This window comes from Bacillus sp. FJAT-47783, assembly GCF_022808615.1.
In the GTDB taxonomy this organism is placed as follows: Bacteria; Bacillota; Bacilli; order Bacillales; family Aeribacillaceae; genus Bacillus_BZ.
This window is the reverse complement of sequence record NZ_JAKZKS010000003.1, coordinates 135204-162071: the sequence shown is the minus strand read 5'-3', so window position 1 is coordinate 162071 and position 26868 is coordinate 135204. Positions and strand designations below refer to the sequence as shown.

The window sequence follows — 26868 nt, the reverse complement described above, 5'->3', positions numbered from 1 at the left end:
TTATGGAAGAGCGAATTGTTTCCCAAGAAGCAGATCTTGAAGAAGAAAAGTTAGAGCTCAGTCTTCGACCACAAAGCTTAAGCCAATACATTGGACAAGAAAAGATTAAAGACAATTTAAAAGTTTTTATCGAAGCGGCAAAAATACGTCAAGAAACATTGGATCACGTCTTATTATACGGTCCACCGGGCTTAGGGAAGACGACGTTAGCAACAATCATAGCAAACGAAATGGGCGTTAACATTCGTACAACTTCAGGACCTGCCATTGAGCGTCCAGGCGATTTAGCGGCTGTATTAACCGCGTTAGAACCAGGAGATGTCCTATTTATTGATGAAATCCATCGTCTGCAACGCTCCATTGAAGAAGTTCTCTACCCTGCCATGGAAGATTTTTGTTTAGATATTGTCATCGGAAAAGGACCGAGCGCTCGTAGTGTTCGCTTGGACTTACCGCCGTTTACGCTCGTTGGGGCAACGACGCGTGTTGGGCTCCTTACAGCACCGTTAAGAGATCGATTTGGCGTACTCGGTAGACTTGAATATTATCAAGAGGAAGAGCTTTCGCAAATTGTGACAAGAACGGCTCACTTGTTTGAAACAGAAATTGATGAAGCAGCATCAGCGGAAATTGCTCGAAGATCTAGAGGGACACCAAGAATTGCTAATCGCCTACTTCGACGCGTACGCGACTTTGCTCAAGTCCTTCAATACGAAAAAATTACAAATGACTTAGCAAAGGATGCACTAGAACGACTTCAAGTCGATAAGCTCGGTTTAGATCATATTGATCATAAGTTATTGCTTAGTATTATTGAGAAGTTTAACGGTGGTCCTGTTGGTCTTGATACGATATCTGCTACAATTGGAGAAGAATCTCACACGATTGAAGATGTTTATGAACCGTATTTATTGCAAATTGGTTTTATTAAACGAACACCTAGGGGAAGAATGGTAACAGACCTTGTTTATAACCATTTTGGCTTGGAGGTGCCAAAAAAATAATGGAATTTCCGAAGATATTGATGATTTTAGGTGCTGTATTGCTCATCATCGGATTAATCATGAATTTTCTTGGTCGACTTCCCGGTGATTTGACATTTAAAAAAGGAAATGTCACCTTTTATTTTCCGATTATGACAAGTATTGTCATTAGTATTATTTTAACCATTATATTTTCTATTATCGGTCGATTTAAATAAGTAATGTAGAAATAGGTGAGAACATGAAAGTAGAACTATTTGACTTCCATTTACCAGAAGAATTAATTGCCCAAGTACCGTTAAAAGAGCGTGATGCTTCTCGACTAATGGTATTAAATAAAGAAAGCGGAGAATATAAGCATGAGCAGTTTAAACATATTCTCGAATACATTCAACCTGGTGACTGCCTCGTATTAAACGATACACGCGTTCTTCCTGCTAGATTATTCGGTGTAAAAGAAGATACGGGGGCAAAAGTGGAAATATTGTTATTAAAACAACAAGAAGAGGATGTTTGGGAGACATTAGCGAAGCCAGCAAAACGAATAAAAGAAGGAGCAGTTGTTAGCTTCGGGGATGGGAAACTGAAAGCAACTTGTGTTGGTGTACTTGAACACGGCGGTCGATTAATGAAGTTTACGTATGAAGGAATTTTTCTCGAAGTGTTAGAGTCATTAGGAGAAATGCCACTACCACCTTACATTAAGGAACAATTAGACGATCAGGAAAGATATCAGACCGTTTTCTCAAGGGAAAGTGGCTCTGCGGCAGCACCTACAGCTGGTTTACACTTTACGGAGCAAATTTTACAAGAGTTAAAGGCAAAAGGTGTTCACATTGCTTTTATTACCCTTCATGTTGGATTAGGAACATTTCGACCTGTGAGTGTCGAGAATGTTGAAGAACACGAAATGCACGCTGAATTTTATCAAATAAGTGAAGGTACCGCTCGTTTACTTAATGAAGTGAAAAGCCGAGGTGGACGCATTATATCCGTTGGCACAACTTCGACGAGAACACTTGAAACGATCGCATCAAAGCACAATGGCCAGTTTGTTTCAGAGAGCGGCTGGACAAATATTTTCATTTATCCAGGCTATGAATTTAAGGCGATTGATGGAATGATTACGAATTTTCATTTGCCAAAGTCATCACTGATCATGCTCGTTAGTGCATTAGCAGGACGTGAGAACGTTTTACGTGCCTATGAGGAAGCTGTCCGTGAAAAATATCGCTTTTTTAGCTTTGGAGATGCGATGCTTATCATCTAAGAGGATTTCAAAGGAGGTACAACATTTTGTCAACATCACCAATACGTTATGAATTGATTAAAACGTGTAAACAAACTGGGGCACGTTTAGGAAAAGTACATACACCACATGGTTCATTTGAAACGCCTGTATTTATGCCTGTCGGGACGTTAGCAACAGTGAAAACAATGGCTCCAGAAGAATTAAAAGAAATGGGTGCAGGCATTATATTAAGTAATACGTACCATTTATGGTTACGACCTGGTGAATCAATTGTTAAAGAAGCAGGTGGCCTTCATCAATTTATGAATTGGGATGGTGCGATCTTAACAGATTCGGGTGGGTTTCAAGTATTTAGCTTAAGTGAGTTTCGCCGTATTGAAGAGGAAGGAGTTTATTTCCGAAATCATTTAAACGGTGATAAATTATTTTTATCCCCAGAAAAGGCAATGGAAATTCAAAATGCGTTAGGGTCGGATATTATGATGGCGTTTGATGAGTGCCCGCCGTATCCTGCTGAATATGACTATATGAAAAGATCGGTTGAACGGACAAGCCGCTGGGCAGAACGTTGTTTAAAAGCGCATGCTCGTCCGAACGAACAAGGATTATTCGGAATCGTTCAAGGGGGAGAATATGAAGAGTTACGAAAACAAAGTGCTCGTGACTTAATTTCGTTAGACTTCCCAGGTTATGCGGTTGGAGGGCTATCTGTTGGAGAGCCAAAGGATGTCATGAATCGCGTACTTGAATTTACAACACCGCTACTGCCAACGAATAAACCTCGTTATTTAATGGGCGTAGGGTCTCCGGACTCTTTAATAGATGGTGCAATGCGTGGAATTGATATGTTTGACTGTGTATTACCAACACGTATTGCCCGTAATGGAACGTTAATGACGAGTGAAGGTCGACTTGTTGTAAAAAATGCGAAATACGCACGTGACTTTAGGCCACTAGACGAAAATTGTGATTGTTACGTATGTCAAAACTATTCACGAGCCTATATTCGTCATTTAATAAAATGTAATGAAACGTTCGGAATTCGTTTAACTTCTTATCATAACCTCTATTTTCTGTTAAAATTAATGGAGCAAGTAAGAGAAGCTATTCGAGAAGATCGTTTAGGCGACTTCCGCGAAGAATTTTTTGAGCGTTACGGATTTAATAAACCGAATGCGAAAAACTTCTAAGCTTAGAAAGGGGTGAAAAATATGGAGGGTTTAGTAGGTACTTTATTACCACTTATTGCGATGATTGCGGTATTTTATTTCTTGTTAATTCGACCGCAACAAAAGCAACAAAAACAAGTTCGTGAGATGCAGTCAAGCTTGCAAAAAGGAGATAAAATTGTCACGATTGGCGGCATGCACGGTATTGTTGATTCATTAGATGAAGACAAAATCGTTGTGAAAGCTGGTGATGGTTCTCGTCTAACGTTTGACCGTCGCTCAGTAAGAGAAGTTGTTGAAAAATCAAATGCATAGTCTTTACATAAAGTAGACAAGGAAAAACAGGAAGCGACCATTTCGCTTCCTGTTTTTTAATAATCGGTCCTCGAAGAGAACTTTTGATAGCTTTTCGACAAAAGCTTAATTGTTTACGATTGTCGTTTACTCGACGATAGATTAACGCCGATGACGCCACCTAGCATCGCAACGAGTAAAAAGCCTCCGTGGTAAAGCCAATTTTTTCCGGATAATGATTGGCCATATCCGAGAAATTGGAATAAAAGAACAATGCCCGTATAAGTTAAAGCTGTTAAAGCCCCTAGTAGTAATCCTTTTTCTTTTCCTTTTCTCCCTGCGACAATCCCGCCAATAAATACAGAAATAAATGCTAATGTGATGATAAGCCACTGAATCGATTGTTCAGTTAAACTCGTAAATTTTAATAGCAATGAAAAAAGAAGACTCACGACTAGAGCGATTAATAAAATGGCCGTCACACCGTATAAAATTGCACTGCCCCATCTTTTTGACTCAATCAATGAAAAATCCCCCCATTCTTTCGGAAACTCCTAAAAAGAGAAATTCACTTAATACAAGCTTATTCGTTAAAAAATGATTTAGAATATAAATATTTTCATGGACTAGCATCATAGGATGTAATAATGATTGTCTAGCAAAAGCTATCTACTCCCTCGAGTTAAACATATGAAGACAAAAGGGCAAACTTTTTGTCGTTTAGGTAAGCAAGGAGCTTTAAGCTTTTCTAATCGAAAGATGGAAGGGGAAACATCATGTCGACAATGATCGTCTTTATCATTTTTGTTTTATGCTACATATTCATCATGCTAGAGAAAATCGACCGTGCATTAATTGCATGTGCCGGTGGTGTCTTCATGCTGTTAATCGGTATTTATGATATCGATGCAGCTTTTTTACAATATATTGATTGGAATACAATTGCCTTACTATTTTCGATGATGGTCATTGTAACGATAACGAGTAAGACGGGTATTTTTGAATATGTAGCCATTAAATTAGCGAAAGGAGTAGGAGGGAGCCCGATTCCTTTATTAATCGTTATTTCGTTATTAACAGCCATTGGTTCAGCTTTTTTAGCGAATGTAACGATCGTGCTACTGCTCGTACCTGTGATCATGACGCTCGTACGGCTGTTAAATATTCCAGCTATCCCGTATTTAATTGCCGTCATTATTTCATCTAATATCGGTGGAACGGCTACATTGATTGGAGACCCACCGAACGTTATGATTGGTCAAGCTGTTGAACATTTAACCTTTAATACATTTATCACTCATTTAACACCCGTTGTATCGATTATTTTTTTAGTTGTAATCGTTTATTTAATTTTTCTTTATAAATTCGAACTGGCATTAACACCAGTTCAAACAAAAAAAATCGATTCAATTGAAGCGAGAGATTACTTACATAAAACGCCTGCCCTTCCAAAATCTATCTTCGTTTTATTTTTAACGATTATTGGGTTTATGGCACAACCATTTTTACACATCGATTTAACGAGTATTGCATTAGCTGGTGCGATCTTGCTCATGCTTTTAACGCAAGATGAATATCGGGCAGACGATGTGATGAAACAAGTAGAGTGGCCGACATTATTTTTCTTTGTAGGCTTATTTTTACTCGTTGGCGGCTTGGAAGAGGTAGGGATTTTAGATGAATTAGCAAGAGGTCTCATTTACTACACGGAAGGGGATTTGCCGAAAACTTCGTTATTAATGCTATGGTTAACAGGTGTTCTTTCTGGGTTTGTCGATAACATTCCGTTTGTTGCAGCGATGATTCCTGTCATTCTAGAATTACAAGAGTATGGAATGACGAATTTAGACCCGTTATGGTGGTCGTTAGCATTAGGAGCATGCTTAGGAGGGAATGGAACATTATTAGGATCATCATCGAATTTAGTCGTTGTAGGGCTAGCTAAAAAAGCTAAAGAAGAAGTCAGTTTTTTAGAGTTTTTCAAAGTAGGTTTTCCGATTGTGCTTCTTTCCCTTTGTATCTGTTCAGTTTATATTTATTTTCGCTATTTAATTCATTTTATTTAAAGATCTCGCTTGTATAAGGTTAAAATCCTCTCTCAAAACATACCGATCATCGCAAATGAATAAACCTCTTTCGTTACGAAACAATAACAAATGGATTTGAAATGGAGGAGGAAGAATGATGGATGTTGCCATCAATATGATTGGAAGAACGGTTGTCCTGTATTTTATTATTTTAATTATTTTTCGATTAATGGGTAAAAGGGAAATCGGTGAATTAAGTATTTTAGATTTAGTTGTTTTTATTATGCTTGCTGAAATCGCAGTCATTGGAATTGAAAATACGAAAGATCCTCTTTTTCATACGGTATTACCGATGCTCGTTTTACTTATTATTCAATTAAGTTTAGCTTACATTTCGCTAAAAAGTGAACGCATTCGGCATTTAATTGACGGAAAGCCTACGATCATTATTCATCGAGGTAAAATAGACGAAAAAGCAATGGCGAAACAGCGATATAACTATGATGATTTACTCATGCAATTGCGGGAAAAAGACATACAGCATTTGAGCGATGTTGAATTTGCGATACTAGAGCCATCGGGGAAGCTTTCTGTGTTCCAAAAAGAGGGGAAAAGTAATAGTGATTTTACATGGCCTATTATTTTAGATGGAGAAATTCAGCAGGACGGTTTACATAAAATAGACAAAGATGAACACTGGTTAAAAAAAGAGTTAAGGGATAGGGGATATATGGATGTTTCCGATATTTCTTTTTGCAGTTTTGAAAAAGGAACCTTTCATATTGATTTGTACAATGAAAAATAGCAGCGGAGCACGCTGCTATTTTTCGCATTATGGAGCTCCAGAACAGTTTTACTTAATAAACAGCTTCAGCACAGGAATCCGCTTTAATTCGTCTTTTTCAACGAGCTTAAAGAAGATAAGAAGAAGGAGGTAGATGATCGATGTAACGAAAATGGATAACAGCAAATTGCTAAGTTGTGTAAAGGAAATAAAAAGATGTTTGTAGGCATAATTTCCAGCAATAGCGCTTATGACCATAACGATTACACTAAAGACGTAGTCACGTGTATAAATTGTAAATTGAACGACTTTTAACACGGTCGCATAATGGAGGAGAGTAACAAGCATAAACCCTGTAACGATGGCAAGGGCTGCTCCCATGATCCCTAGTTCTGGCCTTGTGGCGAGAGCAAAAATGAGTCCTGTTTTCACGACTGCGCCAATAAAACTATTGATCATCGCTGCTCTTGCTAAATCTAAAGCTTGGAGCGCTGCTTGCAAAGGAGCTTGGAAGTAATAAAAGATAAAAAACGGTGCCATTACTTTGATGAAGATGGCTGCATGGTCATTACCGTACATGTAAGTCATAATCGGGTTTGCGAATATATACAAAACGACGACGGCTAAGCCACCTGTGACAATGGACAGTCGAAATGCTTGGCGAAGTCGATATTCTGCAAGCTTCTTTTTCTTTTGCGCGATCGCTTCGCTGATGGCAGGAACTAAAGATGTAGATAGTGAAAATGTAATAAATGATGGTAAAAAAAGTAAAGGTAGCGCAAAACCTGTTAGCTCTCCATATTGCTTTGTCGATAAAGATGTGGCAACACCTGCAATGGCTAAGCTTTGGGTGACGACGATCGGTTCAAAAAACCATGAGATCGAACCAATTAAACGGCTACCTGTTGTAGGTACAGCGATACGCATTAACTGTTGAAACGTGTCTTTCCCATCTTTCATTGATTGGAAAAACTTTCTTCTTACTTTTATGCGTTTTTTTAAACGAAACATCGTAAATAAATAAAGAAGTGAAACAAGTTCCCCGATAACTGCTGATAATAATGCCCCAGCAGCAGCATACTCAATTCCATACGGCAAAAATGCTTTTGTGAAAACAGCAACTAATGTAATGCGCACGACTTGTTCTAAAACTTGCGAATAAGCAGCCGGTCGCATATTTTGTTTTCCTTGAAAATAACCGCGTAAAACAGAAGAAACTGCGACAATAGGTATGACTGGTGTAATCGCCAGTAATGGATAATATGTTCTTGAGTCCGTTAATAAAGTCGTTGAAAGAACAGGGGCAAAAATAAAGACAGCGGGTGTGAAAACTATACATAGTGTACCCGTGATGGCGAGTGATACAACGACTATTTTTTTTACTTTCCGCTGATTACCTTCTGCTTCTGCCTCAGCAACAAGCTTAGAGATTGCTACGGGTAAACCGAATTGCGTAATGGTAATGACAAGCACTAATGTTGGAACGGCCATCATATATAAGCCGACGCCTTCTTCTCCGATAATACGGGCCACAACAATGCGGTTGATAAATCCTAATACCTTTGTAATTAAGCCCGCGACAATTAAAAATAATGTACCTTGTAAGAAAGTTTGCTTTGACATCCATCTCCCTGCCTTCTCAAATAGCCTATTATCTATTACAATTACTATATGCGCAATGTTTGACCAAGCATGACAAGCAATTGCTAAAGAAGGAAGGAGCATGTCCATGTTGAAACACCCGGCTGATTCATATCGAGACCATGTAAAGCCATTTATTATTAGTAAAATGGAAGAATTCCACTTACTTGGATATGATAAAATAACAGAGGAAGAATTGTGGACTTTTTTGAAAACTAAAAAGTGGAAAGAGAAAGAAGAAGTGATGGTTCATCGAATCGTAGCCGACATTTTTTCTGTAAAAGTGACCGATTTTATGAATTACGCAACGATTGAATCGTTTAAGGAAGCGACTTGGTTTGATAGTGAAGATGCTCAAAATTTATTAAAAGATTTAGTATAACTTTGTCGGATCGCAAAGCTTGAGGAGGATACATATGGTGAAGCGAGGACGCTTTGTGGCGTTTTTTCTAATTGTTCTTTTATTAGGGAGCCTAATGGGATTAACTTCGAAAAATATTACAAATGATATTACGTTAGGGCTCGATTTGCAAGGTGGATTTGAAATTTTATATGAAGTAGAGCCAGTCGATGATGGAGAGACGATCGACCGCTCTGTTTTAGTGAATACGGTTGATGCTTTAAACAAACGTGCAAACGTGTTAGGGGTCAGTGAGCCGAACATCCAAATTGAAGGAGACGACCGTATACGTGTACAGCTTGCGGGAGTTGACAATCAAAATAAAGCTCGAGAAATTTTATCAACGCAAGCACAGTTAACATTTCGGGATACGAATGATAAAGAGATGATGAACGGATCAGACCTTGTTGAAGGTGGTGCGAAACAATCCTTCGATCAATATGGCAAACCGAATGTTGTCGTAAAATTAAAGGATGCTGAGAAATTCAAAGAAGTAACGGAGCATGTATTAAAAATGGCTCCAGCGAATCAGCTTGTTATTTGGCTTGATTACGAAGAAGGCGACTCCTATCAAAAGGAGTTAGCGAAAGAGAATTCGAAATTTATTTCAGCTCCAAATGTCGATCAAGTATTTAATACAACAGAAGTAACGATTGAAGGGAATTTTACGATTAATGAAGCAAAAGAGTTAGCAAGCTTGTTGAATGCTGGGGCATTACCGGTGAAATTAAACGAGGTGTATTCAACATCTGTTGGGGCGAAATTCGGTGAACAAGCAATGGATCAAACGATTATTGCTGGGCTCATCGGGATTGTGATTATTTATCTCTATATGATGTTTTTCTATCGATTACCTGGTGTCATCGCTTCGATAACCCTTACAACTTATATTTATTTAATTTTAGTTGTGTTTGATTGGATGCATGCCGTTTTAACATTACCAGGAATTGCTGCACTTATTTTAGGAGTCGGGATGGCGGTTGATGCAAACATCATTACATATGAACGAATAAAAGAAGAATTAAAGCTTGGAAAAAGTCTTCGTTCTGCCTTTAAAGCTGGAAATCGTCGTTCTTTATTAACGATTGTCGATGCAAATGTTACAACATTATTAGCCGCAGCTGTATTATTTTTCTATGGAACGAGCTCTGTCAAAGGATTTGCGACGATGCTTATGGTTAGTATCGTTGTCAGCTTTATGACGGCCGTGTATTTAACAAGAATTTTATTGTCTTTATTAGTCAATAGCCGCTCGTTCGATCGTAAACCTCATTGGTTTGGCGTTAAGAAAGAAGAAATTCTAGATATTGCGAAGACCAATAAACATACACAAGTACCGACACGATTTGATCGTGTTGACTTTGTTAAGAATCGGAAGCGATTTTTCTTCCTATCTTCCATCATGGTCATTGCAGGTATTCTTGTCCTCTTTATTGCAAAATTAAATGTAGGAATTGATTTTGCCAGTGGAACACGTATCGAAGTACTCGCTAATGATCGTTTAACAGCAGGCGAAGTTCAGTCTGAATTCGAGGCGATCGGGCTTGAGCCAAATGAAGTTATTCTATCGGGTAATAATGATGAAATTGGGGTTGCTCGCTTTGTCGGTGTTCTGGAAAAAGACAAGATTGCAGAAGTAAAAGATCATTTTCAAAAACAATTTGGCAGTGAGCCGAACGTAAGTACAGTTTCGCCAATGGTTGGAAAAGAATTAGCACGAAACGCATTAATAGCTGTATTAATTGCTTCTGTCGGAATCATTATATATGTTTCCGTTCGTTTTGAGTTTTTCATGGCGTTAGCAGCAATTGTGGCACTCATACATGATGCCTTTTTTACGATTGCCTTTTTCAGTATTACGAGACTAGAAGTTAATATTACGATTATCGCAGCTGTATTGACTGTCATTGGTTATTCGATTAACGATACGATTGTCACCTTTGACCGTATAAAAGAGAATATGAAGAAGAAAAAACGTGTAAAAACGTTTGCTGACTTAGCTGAAATCGTCAATAAAAGCTTGCAACAAACTTTTACTCGATCGATCAATACCGTAATAACCGTTATTTTTGCTGTCGTGGCACTACTTATTTTTGGAAGTAGCTCGATTTTGAATTTCTCTATTGCGTTGTTAATCGGGCTTATCTCGGGAACGTACTCTTCATTATTTATTGCTGCACAGCTTTGGCTTGTATGGAAAGGGAAACAGTTAAAGAAAAAATCCACTTCTCATAAACAAGAAGAGGAGTTAGAACAAGAAGTATAAAGATATGGGAATAAAAAGAGGGGCGTTGGCTAACTACACATACCAACAAGCCTCTTTTTTGTTATTTTCCAAAATAGCAAATTGGGTAAACTACCCTTATGAACTATAAGGGGTGAGTGAAGTTGACACAAGATCGCTTTAAACAAGCTGAATTAGCCGCGGTGATCGGGATTATCGGAAATATTGTTCTCGCCATTGTCAAAGGAATTGTCGGTGTTGTGGCGGAGAGTAAAGCGCTCGTTGCTGATGCCGTCCATTCTGCGAGTGATGTAGTAGGTTCACTCGCTGTTTTCGTCGGTTTACGCGTTGCGAAAGAGCCGCCAGACGAAGACCATCCTTATGGGCACGGAAAGGCAGAATCAATTGCCGCTATTATTGTCGCGGTGTTATTATTTTTAGTAGGATTAGAAATTGGGAAATCATCAATCGAAGCCTTTTTCGTAAAAATTCATCCACCGAAGATGATCGCGATTGCTGCTGTCATCCTTTCAATTATCGTAAAGGAGGCAATGTTTCGGTATAAGTATAAGCTAGGTAAAAGAATTAAAAGCGATGCTGTCATCATAAATGCACATGAGCATCGCTCAGACGTATTTTCCTCTTTTGCTGCATTATTAGGAATTGGTGGATCGATTATAGGAGGCTATTTTCAAATTGGTTGGCTCATCTATTTGGATCCTTTAGCAGGATTATTCGTGTCGATTCTCGTAGTGAAAATGGCATGGAAGCTCGGCGGGGAGGCCATACATAATACGCTCGATCATGTATTGCATGAAGAAGATACAAAACCGTTAAAAGAGACCGTTTTGAAAGATCCTGACGTGAAACGCATTGACGAACTTCATGCACGAGAGCACGGATTTTATGTCATTATCGATTTGAAAATCGCAGTCGATCCTCATATTACGGTAGAAGAAGGACATCGAGTTGGAAAGCGAGTAAAAAAGAGTTTAATGCAACATGAAAATGTTCGGAACGTATTTGTCCACATTAATCCATATTTCCGGGGAGAAAATAAGGGGGATGTTAGATGAAAAAGCAAAGTGCTTTAATATTATCGCTTCTTTTTGCTCTCATTGTTTCGATCTTTGCTGTCATAAATGTTGAACCTGTAGAGGTTGATTATTTATTTGGTACAGCAAATTGGCCATTAGTCCTTGTCATTGTTTGTTCAGCTTTAATGGGGGCTATCACGGTCATGTCGCTCGGGGTTGTTCGCTTTTTTTCGTTGCAACGACAAGTGAATAAGCTGCAAAGAGAAAATGATATGTTGAAAAAAGACATTCAAGAGAAATCACCGAACAAAGAAGGTCATAAAGAGGAAGTTTTGACAGAAGAACGAAAATAATGGGTTTGAAAACCCCTCGATCATTTCTGTATAATAGGATGGTTGAGGGGTGAAATTATGCTTCAGGCAAAAAAACGTTGGCATCGTTTAGACGAAAAGGATGCCAACATTGAAAAAATAAATCAATTAAAAACAGAGTTAAACTTAGCACCTCTAGTTGCCTCACTTCTTATCAATCGTGGTATTGACAACATAGATGATGCAAAGCGCTTTTTATATATGAAAGGACAGCCATTTTATGATCCTTTCTTATTAGATGGGATGGAAAAAGCAGTAGAGCGAATTAAGAAAGCGATTGAGCATAAAGAACCTATCATGGTATATGGGGATTATGATGCGGATGGTGTAAGCAGTACAACAATCATGCTGACTGTATTAAGGAGATTAGGAGCGGTCGTCGACTTTTATATTCCGAACCGCTTTAGAGAAGGGTACGGACCGAATGAACAAGCGTTTCGTCGCATTCATGAACAAGGCTATACACTTATAATTACAGTAGATACAGGAATAGCGGCTATTCATGAAGCATCCGTTGCAAAAGAGCTAGGAATCGATGTCATTATTACAGACCATCATGAAATCGGCCCAGAACTCCCAGATGTATTTGCGATTATTCATCCGAAAAAAGAAGGGAGCCGTTATCCTTTTAAAGATTTAGCAGGTGTTGGTGTAGCATTTAAAGTGGCACATGCCTTACTTGGAGAGGTACCGGAAGATTTACTCGAGATAGCTGCAATCGGTACAATTGCCGATTTAGTCCCGTTATATGATGAGAATCGATTGATTGCTAAATTAGGTGTTGAACGTTTAAGAACCTCAACTAAAGTAGGTATACAAGCGTTATTAAAAGTATCTGGAGTAAAGGCATCACAAATAAATGAAGATACAGTGGGCTTTGCTCTTGCACCCCGAATCAATGCAGTTGGCCGTTTGCAAGATGCGGATCCTGCTGTCGATTTATTATTAACGGATGATGAAGTTGAAGCTGAAAATTTGGCGAATGAGATCGATCAGTTAAATAAAGAGCGTCAACAGCTCGTTCAAGAGATGACGAAAGAAGCTATACAAGAAATTGAAGAAAACTTTCCAATTGAAGAAAATCCAGTTCTTATCGTAGCGAAGGAAAATTGGAACGTTGGCGTTGTCGGGATCGTCGCATCAAAATTAGTAGAGAAATATTATCGGCCTACCATTGTTTTAAGTATTGATCCTGTAACAGGACTCGCAAAAGGATCTGCTAGAAGTATTGAAGGGTACGATTTATATGAAAACTTGTCATCATGCCGAGACATATTACCGCATTTTGGTGGCCATCCGATGGCTGCGGGGATGACACTGAAATTGTCCGATATTGATGAATTAAGAACAAAGTTAATTCGTCTTGCCCATGAACAATTAACAGAGGAAGATTTTATACCAGTTAAACCGATAGATATTGCTTGTCCGCTAGAAGAAGTCACAGTCGAAGCGATTGAACAGCTCCAACTGCTTTCACCATTTGGTGTAAAGAACCCGAAGCCTGTTTGTTTAATTGAAAATGTCCATATTGCGAAAATCAATCGAATCGGATCGGATCAATCTCATTTAAAAATGATTTTAGAGGAAAATCATTACGAAGTAGATACAATCGGGTTTGGATATGGAGCATTAATCGATGAAATTGCACCGACATCGAAAGTATCTGTTGTTGGTGAACTTTCCATTAATGAATGGAACAATCGCAGAAAACCGCAAATAATGCTTCAAGATATTGCTGTGTTCCATTGGCAATTATTTGACTATCGCGGCAAGTCAATCGATCAAGTCATAAAAATCATTCCGAGTGAAGACGTCCATTTTATCGCCTTTCACGATGACTCTGTTAAATATGATTTGAACGGGAATCCATCTTCGCTTTTGAAAGATGAATTCGACTTCGAAGACCTTGACCTTAACAACAAACATGTTGTATTGTTAGACATGCCGCCAACTGTTCGAATGTTAGAGAGATTATTAGAAAAGGGTATACCTAAACGTATATATGCTGTATTTTTTCAAGCATCAGATCACTTTTTCTCTACTGTCCCTACTCGTGAACATTTTAAATGGTTTTATGCATTTTTAGCCAAGCGAGAGACATTTGATGTAAAGAAATATGGGGCTGAATTAGCGAAACGCAAAGGTTGGACGACAGAAACTATTATTTTTATGTCAAAGGTGTTTTTTGAATTAGAATTTGTTACAATAAAGGATGGTGTCATTTCGCTAATAAAAAATGCGAGGAAACGTGATTTGACCCAATCGAAGACATATCAGGAAAAGCAACAGTATGTGGAGCTCGAACAATTGCTATTATATTCTTCCTATCAAGAGTTAAAAGATTGGTTTAATAGGAAATTGAATATTCATTCTGAAAATAAAATATATGAACAACAAATAGTGTCGAAATGATGAATTCACTTCGATCCCTTGCGTTGTTTTTCATGATAGTGGAAACATTCAAGGAGGACAAAACGAATGGATTTAAAACAATTTGTAACCATTGTACCTGATTTCCCAAAAGAAGGGATACAATTTAAGGATATTACAACATTAATGGATAATGGTGATGCCTACAAATATGCGACAGATGAGATCGTTAACTATGCTCGCGAAAAGGAAATCGATATCGTTGTAGGACCTGAGGCGCGTGGTTTCATTATTGGATGCCCAGTAGCATATGCGCTAGGTGTTGGGTTTGCACCTGTACGTAAAGAAGGGAAGCTACCTCGTGAAACAATTAAAGTTGAATATGGCCTTGAGTATGGGAAGGATGCTCTTACGATTCATAAAGATGCGATTAAACCCGGTCAACGCGTATTAATTACGGATGATTTACTAGCAACGGGTGGTACAATTGAAGCAACCATTAAGCTTGTTGAACAGCTAGGTGGAGTTGTTGCAGGTATTGCCTTTCTAATTGAGCTGTCTTACCTGGATGGACGTGACAAACTAAAAGGATATGATATTCTCACTTTAATGAAGTATTAAAAGAATTTCTTGTGCGAGAGATATAAAAGAAAAAGCACTCACATGGGGTGCTTTTTCTTTTATATGTTACGAATTGTATAATAATACTCAAAATCCCTTGATTTCTTCAAACGATGATGATCTGAACACTTTACACACATTGAAATTTTATGAATAATAAAAGCAATACAAAAAATTGTACGAGAAGTCAGGTTGTATATGGATATTCGTACTCTTTTAGGAAATATAAAAATAAAAGGTGATTCCATGGCGAATGAACAAGTATTAACCGCTGAACAGGTCGTTGAAAAGGCAAAAACGTACCTTTCGGGTAACGATATCATTTTTATTCAAAAAGCATATGAATTTGCAAAAGAGGCCCATAAAGATCAATATCGAAAATCTGGTGAGCCATACATTATTCACCCTGTTCAAGTAGCGGGGATTCTCGTTGATTTAGAAATGGACCCGGCAACCATTGCGGGCGGTTTTTTACATGATGTCGTCGAGGATACAGATATTACATGTAAGGATTTAACAGAAGCTTTTAATGAAGAAGTGGCGATGCTTGTAGATGGTGTGACAAAGCTTGGGAAAATTAAATATAAATCGAAAGAAGAGCAACAAGCTGAAAACCATCGGAAAATGTTTATAGCAATGGCCCAAGATATTCGTGTCATTTTAATAAAACTTGCCGATCGTTTGCATAATATGCGAACGCTGAAACATTTACCACAAGAAAAACAACGACGAATTGCAAATGAGACGTTAGAAATTTTTGCTCCACTTGCTCACCGCCTCGGAATATCGAAAATTAAATGGGAGCTAGAGGACACATCGTTAAGATATTTAAACCCTCAACAATATTATCGTATTGTTAATTTAATGAAAAAGAAGCGAGCGGAACGAGAGCAATACGTTGATGAGGTCATTGAGGATTTAAAGGAACGCATTGACGAAGTGAACATAAAAGCAGAGGTATCAGGACGGCCGAAACACATTTATTCGATTTATCGAAAAATGGCGATGCAAAATAAACAGTTTAACGAAATTTATGATTTATTAGCCGTCCGTATTATCGTCAATAGTATTAAAGATTGTTATGCCGTGCTCGGCATTATTCATACATGTTGGAAACCGATGCCTGGCAGATTTAAAGATTACATTGCGATGCCGAAGCCAAACATGTATCAGTCACTTCATACAACGGTTATTGGCCCAAAAGGAGATCCATTAGAAGTACAAATACGTACGTTTGAAATGCATGAAATCGCAGAATACGGTATCGCTGCACATTGGGCTTATAAAGAAGGAAAGACGCATCATGAGCAAGGATCATTTGATAAAAGACTTACTTGGTTTAGAGAAATACTCGAATTTCAAAATGAATCTACAAACGCCGAAGAGTTTATGGAATCATTAAAGATTGACTTATTCTCTGATATGGTATTCGTATTTACTCCTAAAGGAGATGTCATTGAACTGCCATCAGGATCTGTTCCCATTGATTTTGCCTATCGAATCCATTCGGAAATTGGCAATAAAACGATTGGGGCAAAAGTGAATGGAAAAATGGTTCCGCTTGATTACAGACTAAAAACGGGAGATATAATCGAAATATTAACATCGAAGCATTCGTATGGACCAAGCCAAGATTGGCTGAAGCTCGCCCAAACATCACAAGCGAAAAATAAAATTCGTCAATTCTTTAAAAAACAAAGACGTGAAGAAAATGTAGAAAAAGGACGAGAATTAATCGAAAAAGAAATAAAAGCGATGGACTTTGATATAAAAGAAGTATTAACAGCTGAAAATATTAACCGTGTTGCCGAAAAATTCAATTTCCCAAACGAAGAAGACATGTATGCAGCGGTTGGGTACAATGGAATTACAGCGATTCAAGTCGTCAATCGACTGACAGAAAAGTTGAGGAAAAAACGGCAACAAGACCAACAGAATAAAAATATAGAAGAAGTTGTTCATGAAGTAAGGCAAATGCCGCCGAAAAAGAGGGATGCAGGCGTTTCTGTTAAAGGAATTGATAACTTACTAATAAGGCTTTCGCGCTGCTGTAACCCCGTCCCAGGTGACGATATTGCAGGATTTATTACAAAAGGCCGAGGCGTCTCTGTCCATCGCTCGGATTGTCCGAATATATTAAAGGATGAAGCGAAGGAACGACTTATTGAAGTCGAATGGGAAAATCAGTTAGAAGGACGTAAAGAATACAATGTTGAAATTGAAATATTAGGATATGATCGTCGAGGTTTGCTCAATGAAGTTTTACAAGCTGTGAATGAATCGAAGACGAATATTTCTTCTGTTTCTGGACGTTCGGACCGAAATAAAGTCGCAACGATTAATATGGCGATATCGATTCAAAATATTAATCATTTGCATAAAGTCGTTGAACGTATTAAACAAATACGAGATATTTATTCAGTTCGACGAATCATGAATTAGAAAGGGTTAAAAGACATGAAGGTAGTTGTCCAACGTGCAAAAGATGCGAAAGTATTAGTCAATGGGGAGACAGTTGGCGAAATTGAGTTCGGTGTCATGGTTCTTGTCGGTGTAACTCATAATGATACGGAAAAAGATGCCGCTTTTTTAGCTGATAAAGTAGCCAATTTGCGAATATTTGAAGATGAGTCAGGTAAGATGAATGAGTCTCTTCTTGACGTAGGAGGAAAAGTCCTTTCGATCTCACAATTTACTTTATACGGTGATTGTCGGAAAGGGAGACGACCTAATTACATGCAGGCAGCAAAGCCGGACTATGCAAACGAATTATATGAACATTTTAATAAACTATTAAGAACGAAAGGAATAGAAGTGGAAACAGGCCGATTTGGTGCTATGATGGATGTATCCTTTACAAATGTAGGCCCTGTTACATTAATTATTGATAGCCAATCATAGTATTAAAAAACATCTCCTACCTAAAACTTGGATAGGAGATGTTTTTTGTATTATTTAAAATAGTTCACAAGTCCGTTGTATATCGCTTGAGATGCTTGTTCTTGGAATACGCTCGTATTGACCGTCCACTCTTCACTAGGGTTGCTTAAAAAACCTAATTCCAATAAAGTTGAAGGATGACGGTTTTCACGTAATACGTGGTAATTCCCGTATCTTACTCCACGGTTACGTAAATTCGTCCTTTTTACAAGTTGTTGATTAATCGATTGAGCTAAAGATTTGTCCTTCGAGCTACTATAATAATAAGCGGTATGACCAGTAGCCGAAGTATAAATCGAACTATCATAATGAATACTTATAAAGGCATCGGCCTTTTGCCGGTTTGACGTGTACACACGAGAGTTTAGGCTAATGTAAGTATCATCGCTTCTTGTTAACGTAACGTTTGCACCATTTGCTTTTAATTTATTGTAAGCGAGCTTTGCGGTTTTTAACGTTACATGTTTTTCGAGCGTTCCTCTTGCCCCGATTGCTCCGCTATCGTATCCACCGTGCCCAGGGTCTATCACAATTTTTTTGTTCGACAATGATTGCTTTTTTTGATTATCATGGTCTTGAGATATATTACCTGTCGTGACGATCCATCCCGCAACAAATGCTTGTTGACCATTTCTTAGCTTAATCTTGTACCATCTTCCTTCTTTTTTAACGACACGAAATTTGTCCCCTTTGTTGCCGCGAGCGATGACTTTGTATGAAGTAGAAGGACCGCTTCGTAAATTGGTTCCGTTGTATAACAACGTTACGGTGTCTGTTGTTGACGTTTCTTGCTCCTTTATGTTCACATACCATCCAGCGACCCATCCTGTTTTATTTCCGCCAAATTTAATTTGATACCAATTGTTCATTTCTTGAACAATTGATACCTTTGTCCCTTTTTTTACAGCTCCAATAATTTTACCTTGTAAACTTCCTTTATCTCGAACATTCAATGTACTTGCTGTGACGATTCCTGTTTTTTTACTTTGACTGTCCGATGAGTTATTAGAGGAAGTTGATGTTTGAACAAAGTCGCCGTGAACCCAGGCGGTTTTATTGTTAAATTTAATTTGATACCAATCCCCTTTTTTACTAACGATCGTCACCTTTTCACTTTTGTAAAGTTTTCCGATAATCGCGGCACTCGTAGTTGGCCCTGTTCGCACATTTAACGTAGTTGCTAATACGGTTCCGGACTTCACCGATGACGCAGGAGACGAGGGGTTAGACGGCGCTTTATTTGTAAAGGTTATGTACTTACTATATACCCATCCTGTAGAGCCTCTATAGGAGATTTTCACCCAATTTGCTTGTTTTTCAATGGCTTTAGCTTTTTCCCCTTTCGGAAAATAACCAGAAATTGAAAAACTTGTACCGGGACCTGTACGTACGCGAAGACCTGTTGCAACGGATTTAACCTCGCCAAGTGAATCATTTGACGCTTGGATTGTTTTTTGTGATACGAGCCATCCAGCAATCCAACCGCTTGATCCGTTCTTTAATTGAAGCTTCACCCAACCTCCTTTTGAACCGATAATTGGATATGTTTCTCCATATTTCGCTGATGCTTTAACTGAATAACTTAATCCTGGTCCTGTTCGAATGTTAACAGAATCCCCAAGGACGGTTGCCGTTTTTGTTTCCGCTGTAACGGGCTTCATTGAAGGAGCAAACGTTCCAAATAAAAGAAAAAAACTAATTAACGGAATCCAAAAAAGTTTGTTAGACAATGTCCCAACTCCTTTCACTAAATTATTTACGCAGTCATTTATATTACTACGTTATCCCTTTCTCTTTTTTTATCGTCAGTTCCTTGGGACATTTGAAATATTTTTTGTGAAAAAGGAAAAGATATGAATAACGGATGGCGCAGGAAGGGAGAAAAGACATGAGGTTTAGTACAAAGCATGAGCATGCGAAAATGAAAAGTTTTAACCTTACTGGTGTGATGAAATATGATCATTTAACGGAGGACGACGGTTTACATACGTTTGAGATAAGTAGTGAATTTGGATTACACGGCAGAGATATTCAAAAGTTTAAACAGCAAATAAATCGAACTTGACATGACTAAAACATTATTCGTATGATATTATAAGATTTACAAGAAAATAATTAACAACCGTAAATGGAGAAAAGTAGTTAAGAGTACACAAGAACAGAGAAGGAGAGCCTTAGGCTGGAAGCTTTCCGCTTGATGACTTAACGAAAGAACACTCCGTAGGTTTCCCTCTGAAAGCATATAAATGTGTGATTAGGAGGTGAACGCGCTAGGCGTTATCTTTAGAAGTGGAAGCTTTACGCTTCAATTAGGGTGGCACCACGGGAAACTTAACTCTCGTCCCTACGTTTACGTAGGGATGAGGGTTTTTTTGTTTATAGAAAAAGATAAAAATGTTACGAATCGTTTTTAGTTCAAAAGGAGTGAATGAAATGGGAATTAAAATTCCACGAGGAACACAAGATATATTGCCCGGAGAGGTTGAACGTTGGCAATATGTCGAACAAAAGGCGAGGGAAATATGTCGCTTATATCAATACGAAGAAATACGAACACCGATCTTTGAACATACAGAGTTATTTACTCGTGGTGTTGGCGATTCAACGGACATTGTCCAGAAGGAAATGTACACATTTGAAGATCGTAAAGGCAGAAGTATAACACTTCGTCCAGAAGGTACAGCATCAACTGTCCGTTCATTCGTAGAAAATAAAATGTACGCATCACCTCAGCAGCCAGTAAAGCTTTATTATAATGGTCCGATGTTTCGTTACGAGCGACCGCAAACGGGACGCTACCGTCAATTTGTCCAGTTTGGAGTCGAAGCACTTGGTTCAAGTGATCCAGCCATTGACGCAGAAGTGATCTCGTTAGCTATGGATTTATACGAATCTCTAGGGTTAAAGAGGTTAAAACTTGTTATTAATAGCTTAGGAGACAAAGAAAGCAGAAAGGCTCATCGTGAAGCATTAATCAAACACTTTGAAGGCCGTATCGATGAATTTTGTCCAGATTGTCAAAAAAGATTACAACAAAATCCATTGCGCATATTAGATTGTAAAAAAGATCGTGAGCACGAATTAATGACATCTGCCCCTTCTATTCAAGATTATTTAAACGAAGAGTCAAAAGCTTATTTCAATAAAGTTCTTGCCTATTTAGAGAGTGTAAATATTGAATATGAAGTAGATCCTAACTTAGTGCGTGGATTAGATTACTATAATCATACGGCGTTTGAAATTATGAGTAATGCGGAAGGCTTCGGAGCCATTACAACTTTATGCGGCGGTGGACGATATAACGGTCTTGTAGAAGAAATGGGTGGTCCGACAACACCAGGCATCGGGTTTGCTTTAAGTATTGAACGTCTGTTAGCGGCATTAGATGCTGAAAAAGTTGAGCTTCCAACGGTAAAAGGGATCGATTGCTATGTTGTAACACTAGGTGATAACGCAAAAGATTATTCCGTTTCCTTACTAAAAGAATTACGAAATGCTGGAATTTCCGCAGAAAAAGATTATGAAAATAAAAAAATGAAGGCGCAGTTTAAAGCAGCAGATCGTCTGCACGCAAAGTATGTCGCCGTTCTTGGAGACGATGAGCTAGATAAAGGTGTTGTAAATGTAAAAAATATGGAAACAGGTCATCAAGAAGAAGTGCAATTAGAAAAGCTTTCATGCTATCTTAAAGAACGTTTATAAAGGAGAGGTAACTATGTTTGGCCGATCATATTATTGCGGTGAGATTACGGAGAAAGCGATTGGTGAAAAAGTCGTATTAAAAGGTTGGGTGCAAAAACGTCGAGACTTAGGTGGACTTATTTTTATTGACTTACGAGATCGAACAGGCATTGTCCAAGTTGTGTTTAATCCAGATGTATCAAAAGAAGCGCTTCAAATTGCTGAGAAAATTCGTAGCGAATTTGTTGTTGATATTAAAGGAGAGGTCGTTCTTCGCGAGGAAGGAACGATCAACGCTAATCTTCCTACAGGAAAGGTCGAGATTGTAGCGGAAGAAGTAACGATTTTAAACAGTGCGAAAACACCTCCATTTTCTATTTATGAAACAGGTGCCGATGCGTCTGAAGATGTCCGGCTGAGATATCGGTATTTAGATTTAAGACGCCCACAAATATTTGAAACATTAAAAATGCGCCATCAAATTACGAAATCGATTCGTCGCTTTTTAGATGATCAAGGGTTTATCGATGTTGAAACGCCAATCTTAACAAAAAGTACGCCTGAAGGTGCACGTGATTATTTAGTACCATCTCGTGTGCACGAAGGCGAATTTTACGCATTGCCACAATCTCCACAAATTTTTAAACAGTTATTAATGGTGTCAGGATTTGATCGTTATTATCAAATTGCTCGCTGCTTCCGTGATGAAGATTTACGCGCAGACCGTCAGCCGGAATTTACACAAGTCGATATTGAAATGTCCTTTATGAGCCAGGAAGAAATTATCGACATGATGGAACAAATGATGGCAACTTTGATGAAGGAAGTAAAAGGCATCGATGTATCAATTCCGTTCCAACGGATGTCATATGAAGAAGCGATGGCTCGATACGGTTCGGATAAACCTGATACTCGCTTTGAAATGGAGCTTGTTGATGTTGGTGAAGTAGTCAAAGATTCAAGCTTCAAAGTATTTAGTAGTACGATTGAAAATGGTGGTCAAGTAAAAGCGATTAATGTAAAAGGACAAGCTGAAGCGTATTCACGTAAAGATATTGACGCCTTAACCGAGTTTGTGAAAGTGTATGGAGCAAAAGGGTTAGCGTGGCTAAAAGTTGAAGAGTCTGAGCTGAAAGGTCCTATTGCCAAATTCTTTAATGAAGATGAACAACAGGGACTAAGACAAACGTTACAAGCAGAAGCGGGAGACCTATTATTATTTGTGGCAGATACAAAAGAAGTAGTCGCAGATGCTTTAGGAGCGCTTCGTTTAAAATTAGGAAAAGAACTTAACCTAATTGATGAGACGAAATTTAATTTCTTATGGGTCGTTGATTGGCCACTTGTTGAGTATGCGGAAGACGAAGATCGCTATTATGCACTTCATCATCCATTTACAATGCCTGTTCGTGAGGACATCTCTTTATTTGAAACAAACCCTCGTGAAATGCGCGCCCAAGCCTATGACTTAGTATTAAACGGTTATGAATTAGGCGGCGGTTCGATTCGTATTTTTGAAAAAGATGTCCAACAAAAAATGTTTACATTACTAGGTTTTACGGAAGAGGAAGCAAAGGAGCAATTTGGGTTTTTACTTGAAGCATTTGAATATGGTACTCCACCTCATGGGGGAATTGCTCTTGGTTTAGACCGTCTAGTCATGCTGTTAGCTGGCAGAACAAACTTACGCGATACGATTGCCTTCCCGAAAACAGCAAGTGCAAGCTGTTTATTAACAAATGCTCCTGATGAAGTAAGTGAAGAACAATTACAAGAACTTCATCTTAAAATCGAAAAGAAACAGGCGGAATAATTACCATTTCATAATTTCTTGAAAACAATCATTAGTTATGATATCCTATTTTCAACAGATAAAGTCCTGATGTGTTAGTCGTACACCTAGTTTTGACCGAACAATATTTAAAATGGGAGTCCGGAGTTTTCAACTGGCGTAAATGCCTCACATACCGGTTTGAGGACTTACAAAACGTTGAAACAGGTCACCCACCTGCCGTGAGCGGGATCAAAACGAAGGAAACGGCGACGGCACAATCGGGGCTTCGTTTTTTTGAACAAACATTTACATACAAAGAGACATTCGCTTAACGTTGAATGTCTCTTTTTTTTTTTTGCTGAACATTGACAGTAACTCAAACATTCACTTTATCCATAGAAATACTTGCTTTTCTTTTGAAGTATGATATATTCTGTATTCAGGAAAAATACTGCTAAGAGAAACAAATTAATGGAGTGATCTCGTTGTTACATCAATTTTCACGTAATGAGTTAGCAATCGGAAAAGAAGGGTTAAATATATTAAAAGGGAGCACCGTTGCGGTGTTAGGAATTGGTGGAGTCGGTTCTTTTTCTGTTGAAGCGCTTGCACGCTCGGGTGTTGGCCGTTTAATTTTAGTCGATAAAGACGATGTCGATATTACGAATGTGAACCGGCAAATTCACGCACTTTTATCGACTGTCGGGCAACCGAAAGTGGATCTAATGAAAGAACGAGTTGCGGATATTAATCCGGATTGTGAAGTTATCGCGTTAAAAATGTTTTATACAGAAGAAACGTATGAAACGTTCTTTCAATACGAGCCTGATTTTGTCATCGATGCTTCTGATACGATTAGCTATAAAATTCACCTTATGAAAGAATGTTTAAAACGAAATGTACCGATCATTTCGAGCATGGGAGCAGCTAATAAAACAGATCCAACCCGTTTTCAAATTGCTGATATTTCCAAAACCCATACCGACCCCATTGCAAAAGTGATACGTACAAAGCTTCGAAAAGAAGGAATTCGAAAAGGGGTAAAAGTTGTCTTCTCTGATGAAAGTCCAATTGTCATTCGGGAAGATGTGCGTAAAGAGGTAGGAAACGAAAAGGCGGCCATTCGTAAAGCGAAAATGCCACCTTCTTCAAATGCGTTCGTTCCATCTGTTGCAGGACTTATTATGGCATCACATGTCGTAAATGAACTTTTAAAAGATGTGAAAATTTATCGCGTTTCTGATGAAAAATAAGTAAAAAAACTGACTACAACCTTCCTAGTTTGTAGTCAGTTTTAATTTAAGGACGTTTAAAGATTCAATGAATCATTTTGTCTTCTATGAAAAGGTCATCTTGTTTCATAAGGGAGGAGGCTTTTTGCAATATTTTGACCATCAGATCATATTCCTCTTCCATCGATTTTTTTCTTTTATTAAGTTTTTCCCTCTTCTTCTGAAGTCTTCTGTTTTCTTTTTGTAATTCATGATTCTTTTGTTTTAACAAATCATTTTCCTTGAGTAGTTGTTCTTGTTCAGACTCTATCCGATTTGACTTTAAAGATTGCAAAAATAGAATACATTCTTCAAGTGTTACGGAAGGTGTCGCTGCTAGTGAACTAGTTGTATACATTTTTGGTCTCCGCTCTTTTTTTTGCTTGTTCAATAGCATCTTGATAATGTTTTCGTACTTCAGCGTTCCATCGAAACCCGCATGCATTTGCCGTCCGATTAAGTTTTAATCCAACGGTTTCAAATGCATGCAGCTGCGTATGTCCATGCCGTATATATTCAAGTACCGTATTGGCTAAAAGCTCGTCTTCTTCATTCGTCCAAACATCTTGTCTCGTTTTCACATGACATTCCTCCGCCAAATTCTTCTATTCATTAGCAATGACCGAATGATGGGGAATTTATGCATGTCCTCATGGCTGTTTTGAACGACGCTCAATATTTTCATAAATGGAAGCGATCGCTTTTTCAAACTTACTCGTTCTCTTCGGTTCATAATAAATTTTTCGTTTTAATTGATCAGGCAAATATTGTTGCTTCACCCAACTGTTTTCAAAATCATGTGGATACAAATAGTTGACACCACGACCTAATTGTTTCGCTCCTTTGTAATGGGCATCTCGTAAATGAGCGGGTACTTCTCCTGAATGCCCTTTTTGTAAGTCCTTTAGTGCCTTATCAATCGCTTTGTAAGCAGAGTTTGATTTTGGTGACAAACATAGTTCAATGACCGCGTTGGCAAGAGGAATTCTTGCTTCAGGAAACCCGATTCGTTCTGCTGCTTCAATGGCTGCCAACGTCCGAGCCCCAGCTTGAGGACTCGCTAGGCCAATGTCTTCATAGGCAATGACGATAAGCCTTCTTGCAATAGATGGGAGGTCTCCCGCTTCAATAAGCCTTGCTAAATAATGAAGAGCTGCATTGACATCAGAACCTCGAATGGACTTTTGGAACGCAGATAGTACGTCATAATAAGCATCACCGTCTTTATCATGAACAAAGCTTTTTTTCTGAATACATTGTTCAACATCTTCTACGTCAATGACAATTTCATTATGTTCATTCGGTTCTGATGATAATGTAGCAAGCTCTAAAGCATTCAGAGCACTACGAATATCACCTCCGCAACTGTGGGCAATATGCAATAACGCTTCTTCCGTCATTTGAACATGGAAATCTTTTAAACCACGCGGGTCTAGAAGAGCACGTTTTAAGGCAATAACAATTTGCTCAGGTGTTAACGGTGTTAATTCAAAAATTTGACATCTGCTTCGAATAGCAGGATTTATCGCATGATAAGGATTGCTCGTTGTTGCGCCAATCAAAACAATTTTTCCGTTTTCTAAATGGGGGAGGAGAAAGTCTTGCTTTGCTTTATCTAAACGGTGAACTTCATCTAATATTAAAATCACTTTTCCAGACATTTTCGCTTCTTCTACAACGATTTCCATATCTTTTTTATGATGAATAACAGCATTTAATGTACGAAAAGCCGTATTCGTACTTCCTGCAATGGCCGTAGCAATTGAGGTTTTTCCAATCCCAGGCGGACCGTATAAAATCATAGAACTTAAATGCTTCGCTTTCACCATCCGGTTTATAATCTTTCCATCCCCAACTAAATGTTCTTGGCCGATGATTTCTTCTATTTTTGTAGGTCTCATTCTAAATGCTAAAGGTTTCATGTCTACTCCCCTATTTTCTATCAGTAACTTGGATACTCTATAGTTAGATAATATGCTATAATGACTAAAGTTTAAAGTTACATACCTTTTATATACATATATTTACA

General features: G+C 38.3%; 25 protein-coding genes, 1 other RNA gene and 1 other annotated feature. Of the genes, 20 read left to right on the top strand and 6 right to left on the bottom strand.

What is annotated here, in order from left to right; genetic code table 11:
- Positions 1-2: 2 nt before the first annotated feature.
- The 5 genes from ruvB to yajC are packed head-to-tail and all read left to right on the top strand — an operon-like array spanning position 3 to position 3719.
- A complete protein-coding gene (ruvB, locus tag MLD65_RS04550; RefSeq protein ID WP_243290676.1) occupies positions 3-1004 on the top strand; it encodes a Holliday junction branch migration DNA helicase RuvB in 1002 nt (333 codons plus the stop codon).
- Positions 1001-1201 (top strand): DUF2905 domain-containing protein, encoded by a 201-nt coding sequence (locus MLD65_RS04545; RefSeq protein WP_243290724.1) that lies wholly within the window; start codon positions 1001-1003, stop codon positions 1199-1201. Before ruvB ends, MLD65_RS04545 begins: the two co-directional genes overlap by 4 nt.
- Positions 1202-1224: 23 nt before the next feature.
- Positions 1225-2253, top strand: coding sequence for a tRNA preQ1(34) S-adenosylmethionine ribosyltransferase-isomerase QueA (gene queA / locus MLD65_RS04540; protein ID WP_243290675.1), 1029 nt, complete (start codon positions 1225-1227; stop codon positions 2251-2253).
- A gap of 26 nt (positions 2254-2279) precedes the next feature.
- Positions 2280-3425 (top strand): tRNA guanosine(34) transglycosylase Tgt, encoded by a 1146-nt coding sequence (gene tgt / locus MLD65_RS04535; protein ID WP_243290674.1) that lies wholly within the window; start codon positions 2280-2282, stop codon positions 3423-3425.
- A gap of 21 nt (positions 3426-3446) precedes the next feature.
- Positions 3447-3719 carry a preprotein translocase subunit YajC gene (gene yajC / locus MLD65_RS04530; protein WP_243290673.1) on the top strand — a complete coding sequence of 91 codons (273 nt, stop codon included), beginning with the start codon at positions 3447-3449 and terminating at the stop codon, positions 3717-3719.
- Between the two features lie 113 nt (positions 3720-3832).
- Here yajC and MLD65_RS04525 read toward each other — a convergent pair whose 3' ends face one another.
- Complete coding sequence (locus tag MLD65_RS04525) at positions 3833-4222, bottom strand: TIGR04086 family membrane protein (protein WP_243290672.1); 390 nt, start codon at positions 4220-4222, stop codon at positions 3833-3835.
- A 252-nt stretch (positions 4223-4474) separates the two neighbouring features.
- Here MLD65_RS04525 and MLD65_RS04520 point away from each other — a divergent pair, with 252 nt between their 5' ends.
- Together MLD65_RS04520 and MLD65_RS04515 are read left to right on the top strand one after the other, a co-directional pair.
- On the top strand, positions 4475-5764 hold the full coding sequence (locus tag MLD65_RS04520) for an ArsB/NhaD family transporter (RefSeq protein ID WP_243290671.1): 1290 nt from the start codon (positions 4475-4477) through the stop codon (positions 5762-5764).
- 118 nt (positions 5765-5882) lie between these two features.
- Positions 5883-6530 carry a DUF421 domain-containing protein gene (locus MLD65_RS04515; RefSeq protein WP_481748491.1) on the top strand — a complete coding sequence of 216 codons (648 nt, stop codon included), beginning with the start codon at positions 5883-5885 and terminating at the stop codon, positions 6528-6530.
- Positions 6531-6578: 48 nt separating this feature from the next.
- Here the strand turns inward: MLD65_RS04515 and spoVB are convergent, their stop codons facing one another.
- Complete coding sequence (gene spoVB / locus MLD65_RS04510) at positions 6579-8132, bottom strand: stage V sporulation protein B (protein WP_243290669.1); 1554 nt, start codon at positions 8130-8132, stop codon at positions 6579-6581.
- Positions 8133-8238: 106 nt separating this feature from the next.
- On the opposite strand from spoVB, the gene MLD65_RS04505 reads away from it, so the two are divergent.
- From MLD65_RS04505 to dtd, 8 genes are all read left to right on the top strand, one after another.
- Positions 8239-8532 carry a post-transcriptional regulator gene (locus MLD65_RS04505; RefSeq protein WP_243290723.1) on the top strand — a complete coding sequence of 98 codons (294 nt, stop codon included), beginning with the start codon at positions 8239-8241 and terminating at the stop codon, positions 8530-8532.
- Positions 8533-8569: 37 nt separating this feature from the next.
- The gene (gene secDF / locus MLD65_RS04500) at positions 8570-10816 is read left to right on the top strand and encodes a protein translocase subunit SecDF (RefSeq protein ID WP_243290722.1); all 2247 of its coding nucleotides are present in this window, start codon (positions 8570-8572) and stop codon (positions 10814-10816) included.
- A gap of 116 nt (positions 10817-10932) precedes the next feature.
- On the top strand, positions 10933-11850 hold the full coding sequence (locus tag MLD65_RS04495) for a cation diffusion facilitator family transporter (RefSeq protein WP_243290668.1): 918 nt from the start codon (positions 10933-10935) through the stop codon (positions 11848-11850).
- The gene (locus MLD65_RS04490) at positions 11847-12164 is read left to right on the top strand and encodes a LapA family protein (RefSeq protein ID WP_243290667.1); all 318 of its coding nucleotides are present in this window, start codon (positions 11847-11849) and stop codon (positions 12162-12164) included. The genes MLD65_RS04495 and MLD65_RS04490 overlap by 4 nt, the downstream gene beginning before the upstream one ends.
- Before the next feature lie 57 nt (positions 12165-12221).
- A complete protein-coding gene (recJ, locus tag MLD65_RS04485) occupies positions 12222-14594 on the top strand; it encodes a single-stranded-DNA-specific exonuclease RecJ (RefSeq protein ID WP_243290666.1) in 2373 nt (790 codons plus the stop codon).
- Between the two features lie 66 nt (positions 14595-14660).
- Positions 14661-15173: an adenine phosphoribosyltransferase gene (locus MLD65_RS04480; RefSeq protein ID WP_243290665.1), complete on the top strand. Its 513-nt coding sequence runs from the start codon at positions 14661-14663 to the stop codon at positions 15171-15173.
- 246 nt (positions 15174-15419) lie between these two features.
- A complete protein-coding gene (locus tag MLD65_RS04475; RefSeq protein WP_243290721.1) occupies positions 15420-17615 on the top strand; it encodes a RelA/SpoT family protein in 2196 nt (731 codons plus the stop codon).
- 15 nt (positions 17616-17630) lie between these two features.
- Positions 17631-18074 carry a D-aminoacyl-tRNA deacylase gene (dtd, locus tag MLD65_RS04470; protein ID WP_243290664.1) on the top strand — a complete coding sequence of 148 codons (444 nt, stop codon included), beginning with the start codon at positions 17631-17633 and terminating at the stop codon, positions 18072-18074.
- A 50-nt stretch (positions 18075-18124) separates the two neighbouring features.
- Here the strand turns inward: dtd and MLD65_RS04465 are convergent, their stop codons facing one another.
- Positions 18125-19843, bottom strand: a complete 1719-nt coding sequence (locus tag MLD65_RS04465) for an N-acetylmuramoyl-L-alanine amidase family protein (protein WP_243290663.1) — start codon at positions 19841-19843, stop codon at positions 18125-18127.
- A gap of 158 nt (positions 19844-20001) precedes the next feature.
- On the opposite strand from MLD65_RS04465, the gene MLD65_RS04460 reads away from it, so the two are divergent.
- The 5 genes from MLD65_RS04460 (at position 20002) to MLD65_RS04440 (ending at position 24821) form a co-directional block, all read left to right on the top strand.
- On the top strand, positions 20002-20178 hold the full coding sequence (locus MLD65_RS04460) for a hypothetical protein (RefSeq protein ID WP_243290662.1): 177 nt from the start codon (positions 20002-20004) through the stop codon (positions 20176-20178).
- Between the two features lie 51 nt (positions 20179-20229).
- Positions 20230-20462: a binding site (T-box leader), on the top strand.
- Positions 20463-20546: 84 nt separating this feature from the next.
- Positions 20547-21815, top strand: a complete 1269-nt coding sequence (gene hisS / locus MLD65_RS04455) for a histidine--tRNA ligase (protein ID WP_243290661.1) — start codon at positions 20547-20549, stop codon at positions 21813-21815.
- 13 nt (positions 21816-21828) lie between these two features.
- A complete protein-coding gene (gene aspS / locus MLD65_RS04450) occupies positions 21829-23607 on the top strand; it encodes an aspartate--tRNA ligase (protein ID WP_243290660.1) in 1779 nt (592 codons plus the stop codon).
- Between the two features lie 60 nt (positions 23608-23667).
- Positions 23668-23857, top strand: a non-coding RNA gene (gene ssrS / locus MLD65_RS04445) — 6S RNA.
- 196 nt (positions 23858-24053) lie between these two features.
- Complete coding sequence (locus MLD65_RS04440) at positions 24054-24821, top strand: tRNA threonylcarbamoyladenosine dehydratase (protein WP_243290659.1); 768 nt, start codon at positions 24054-24056, stop codon at positions 24819-24821.
- 64 nt (positions 24822-24885) lie between these two features.
- Here MLD65_RS04440 and MLD65_RS04435 read toward each other — a convergent pair whose 3' ends face one another.
- The 3 genes from MLD65_RS04435 to MLD65_RS04425 all read right to left on the bottom strand — a co-directional run bounded on the left by MLD65_RS04435 (position 24886) and on the right by MLD65_RS04425 (position 26761).
- Complete coding sequence (locus tag MLD65_RS04435; RefSeq protein WP_243290727.1) at positions 24886-25197, bottom strand: hypothetical protein; 312 nt, start codon at positions 25195-25197, stop codon at positions 24886-24888.
- Positions 25184-25420: a hypothetical protein gene (locus MLD65_RS04430; protein ID WP_347709266.1), complete on the bottom strand. Its 237-nt coding sequence runs from the start codon at positions 25418-25420 to the stop codon at positions 25184-25186. The genes MLD65_RS04435 and MLD65_RS04430 overlap by 14 nt, the downstream gene beginning before the upstream one ends.
- A 69-nt stretch (positions 25421-25489) precedes the next feature.
- Entirely contained in the window at positions 25490-26761 is a 1272-nt protein-coding gene (locus tag MLD65_RS04425) for a replication-associated recombination protein A (protein WP_243290658.1), read from the bottom strand.
- Positions 26762-26868 lie beyond the last annotated feature (107 nt).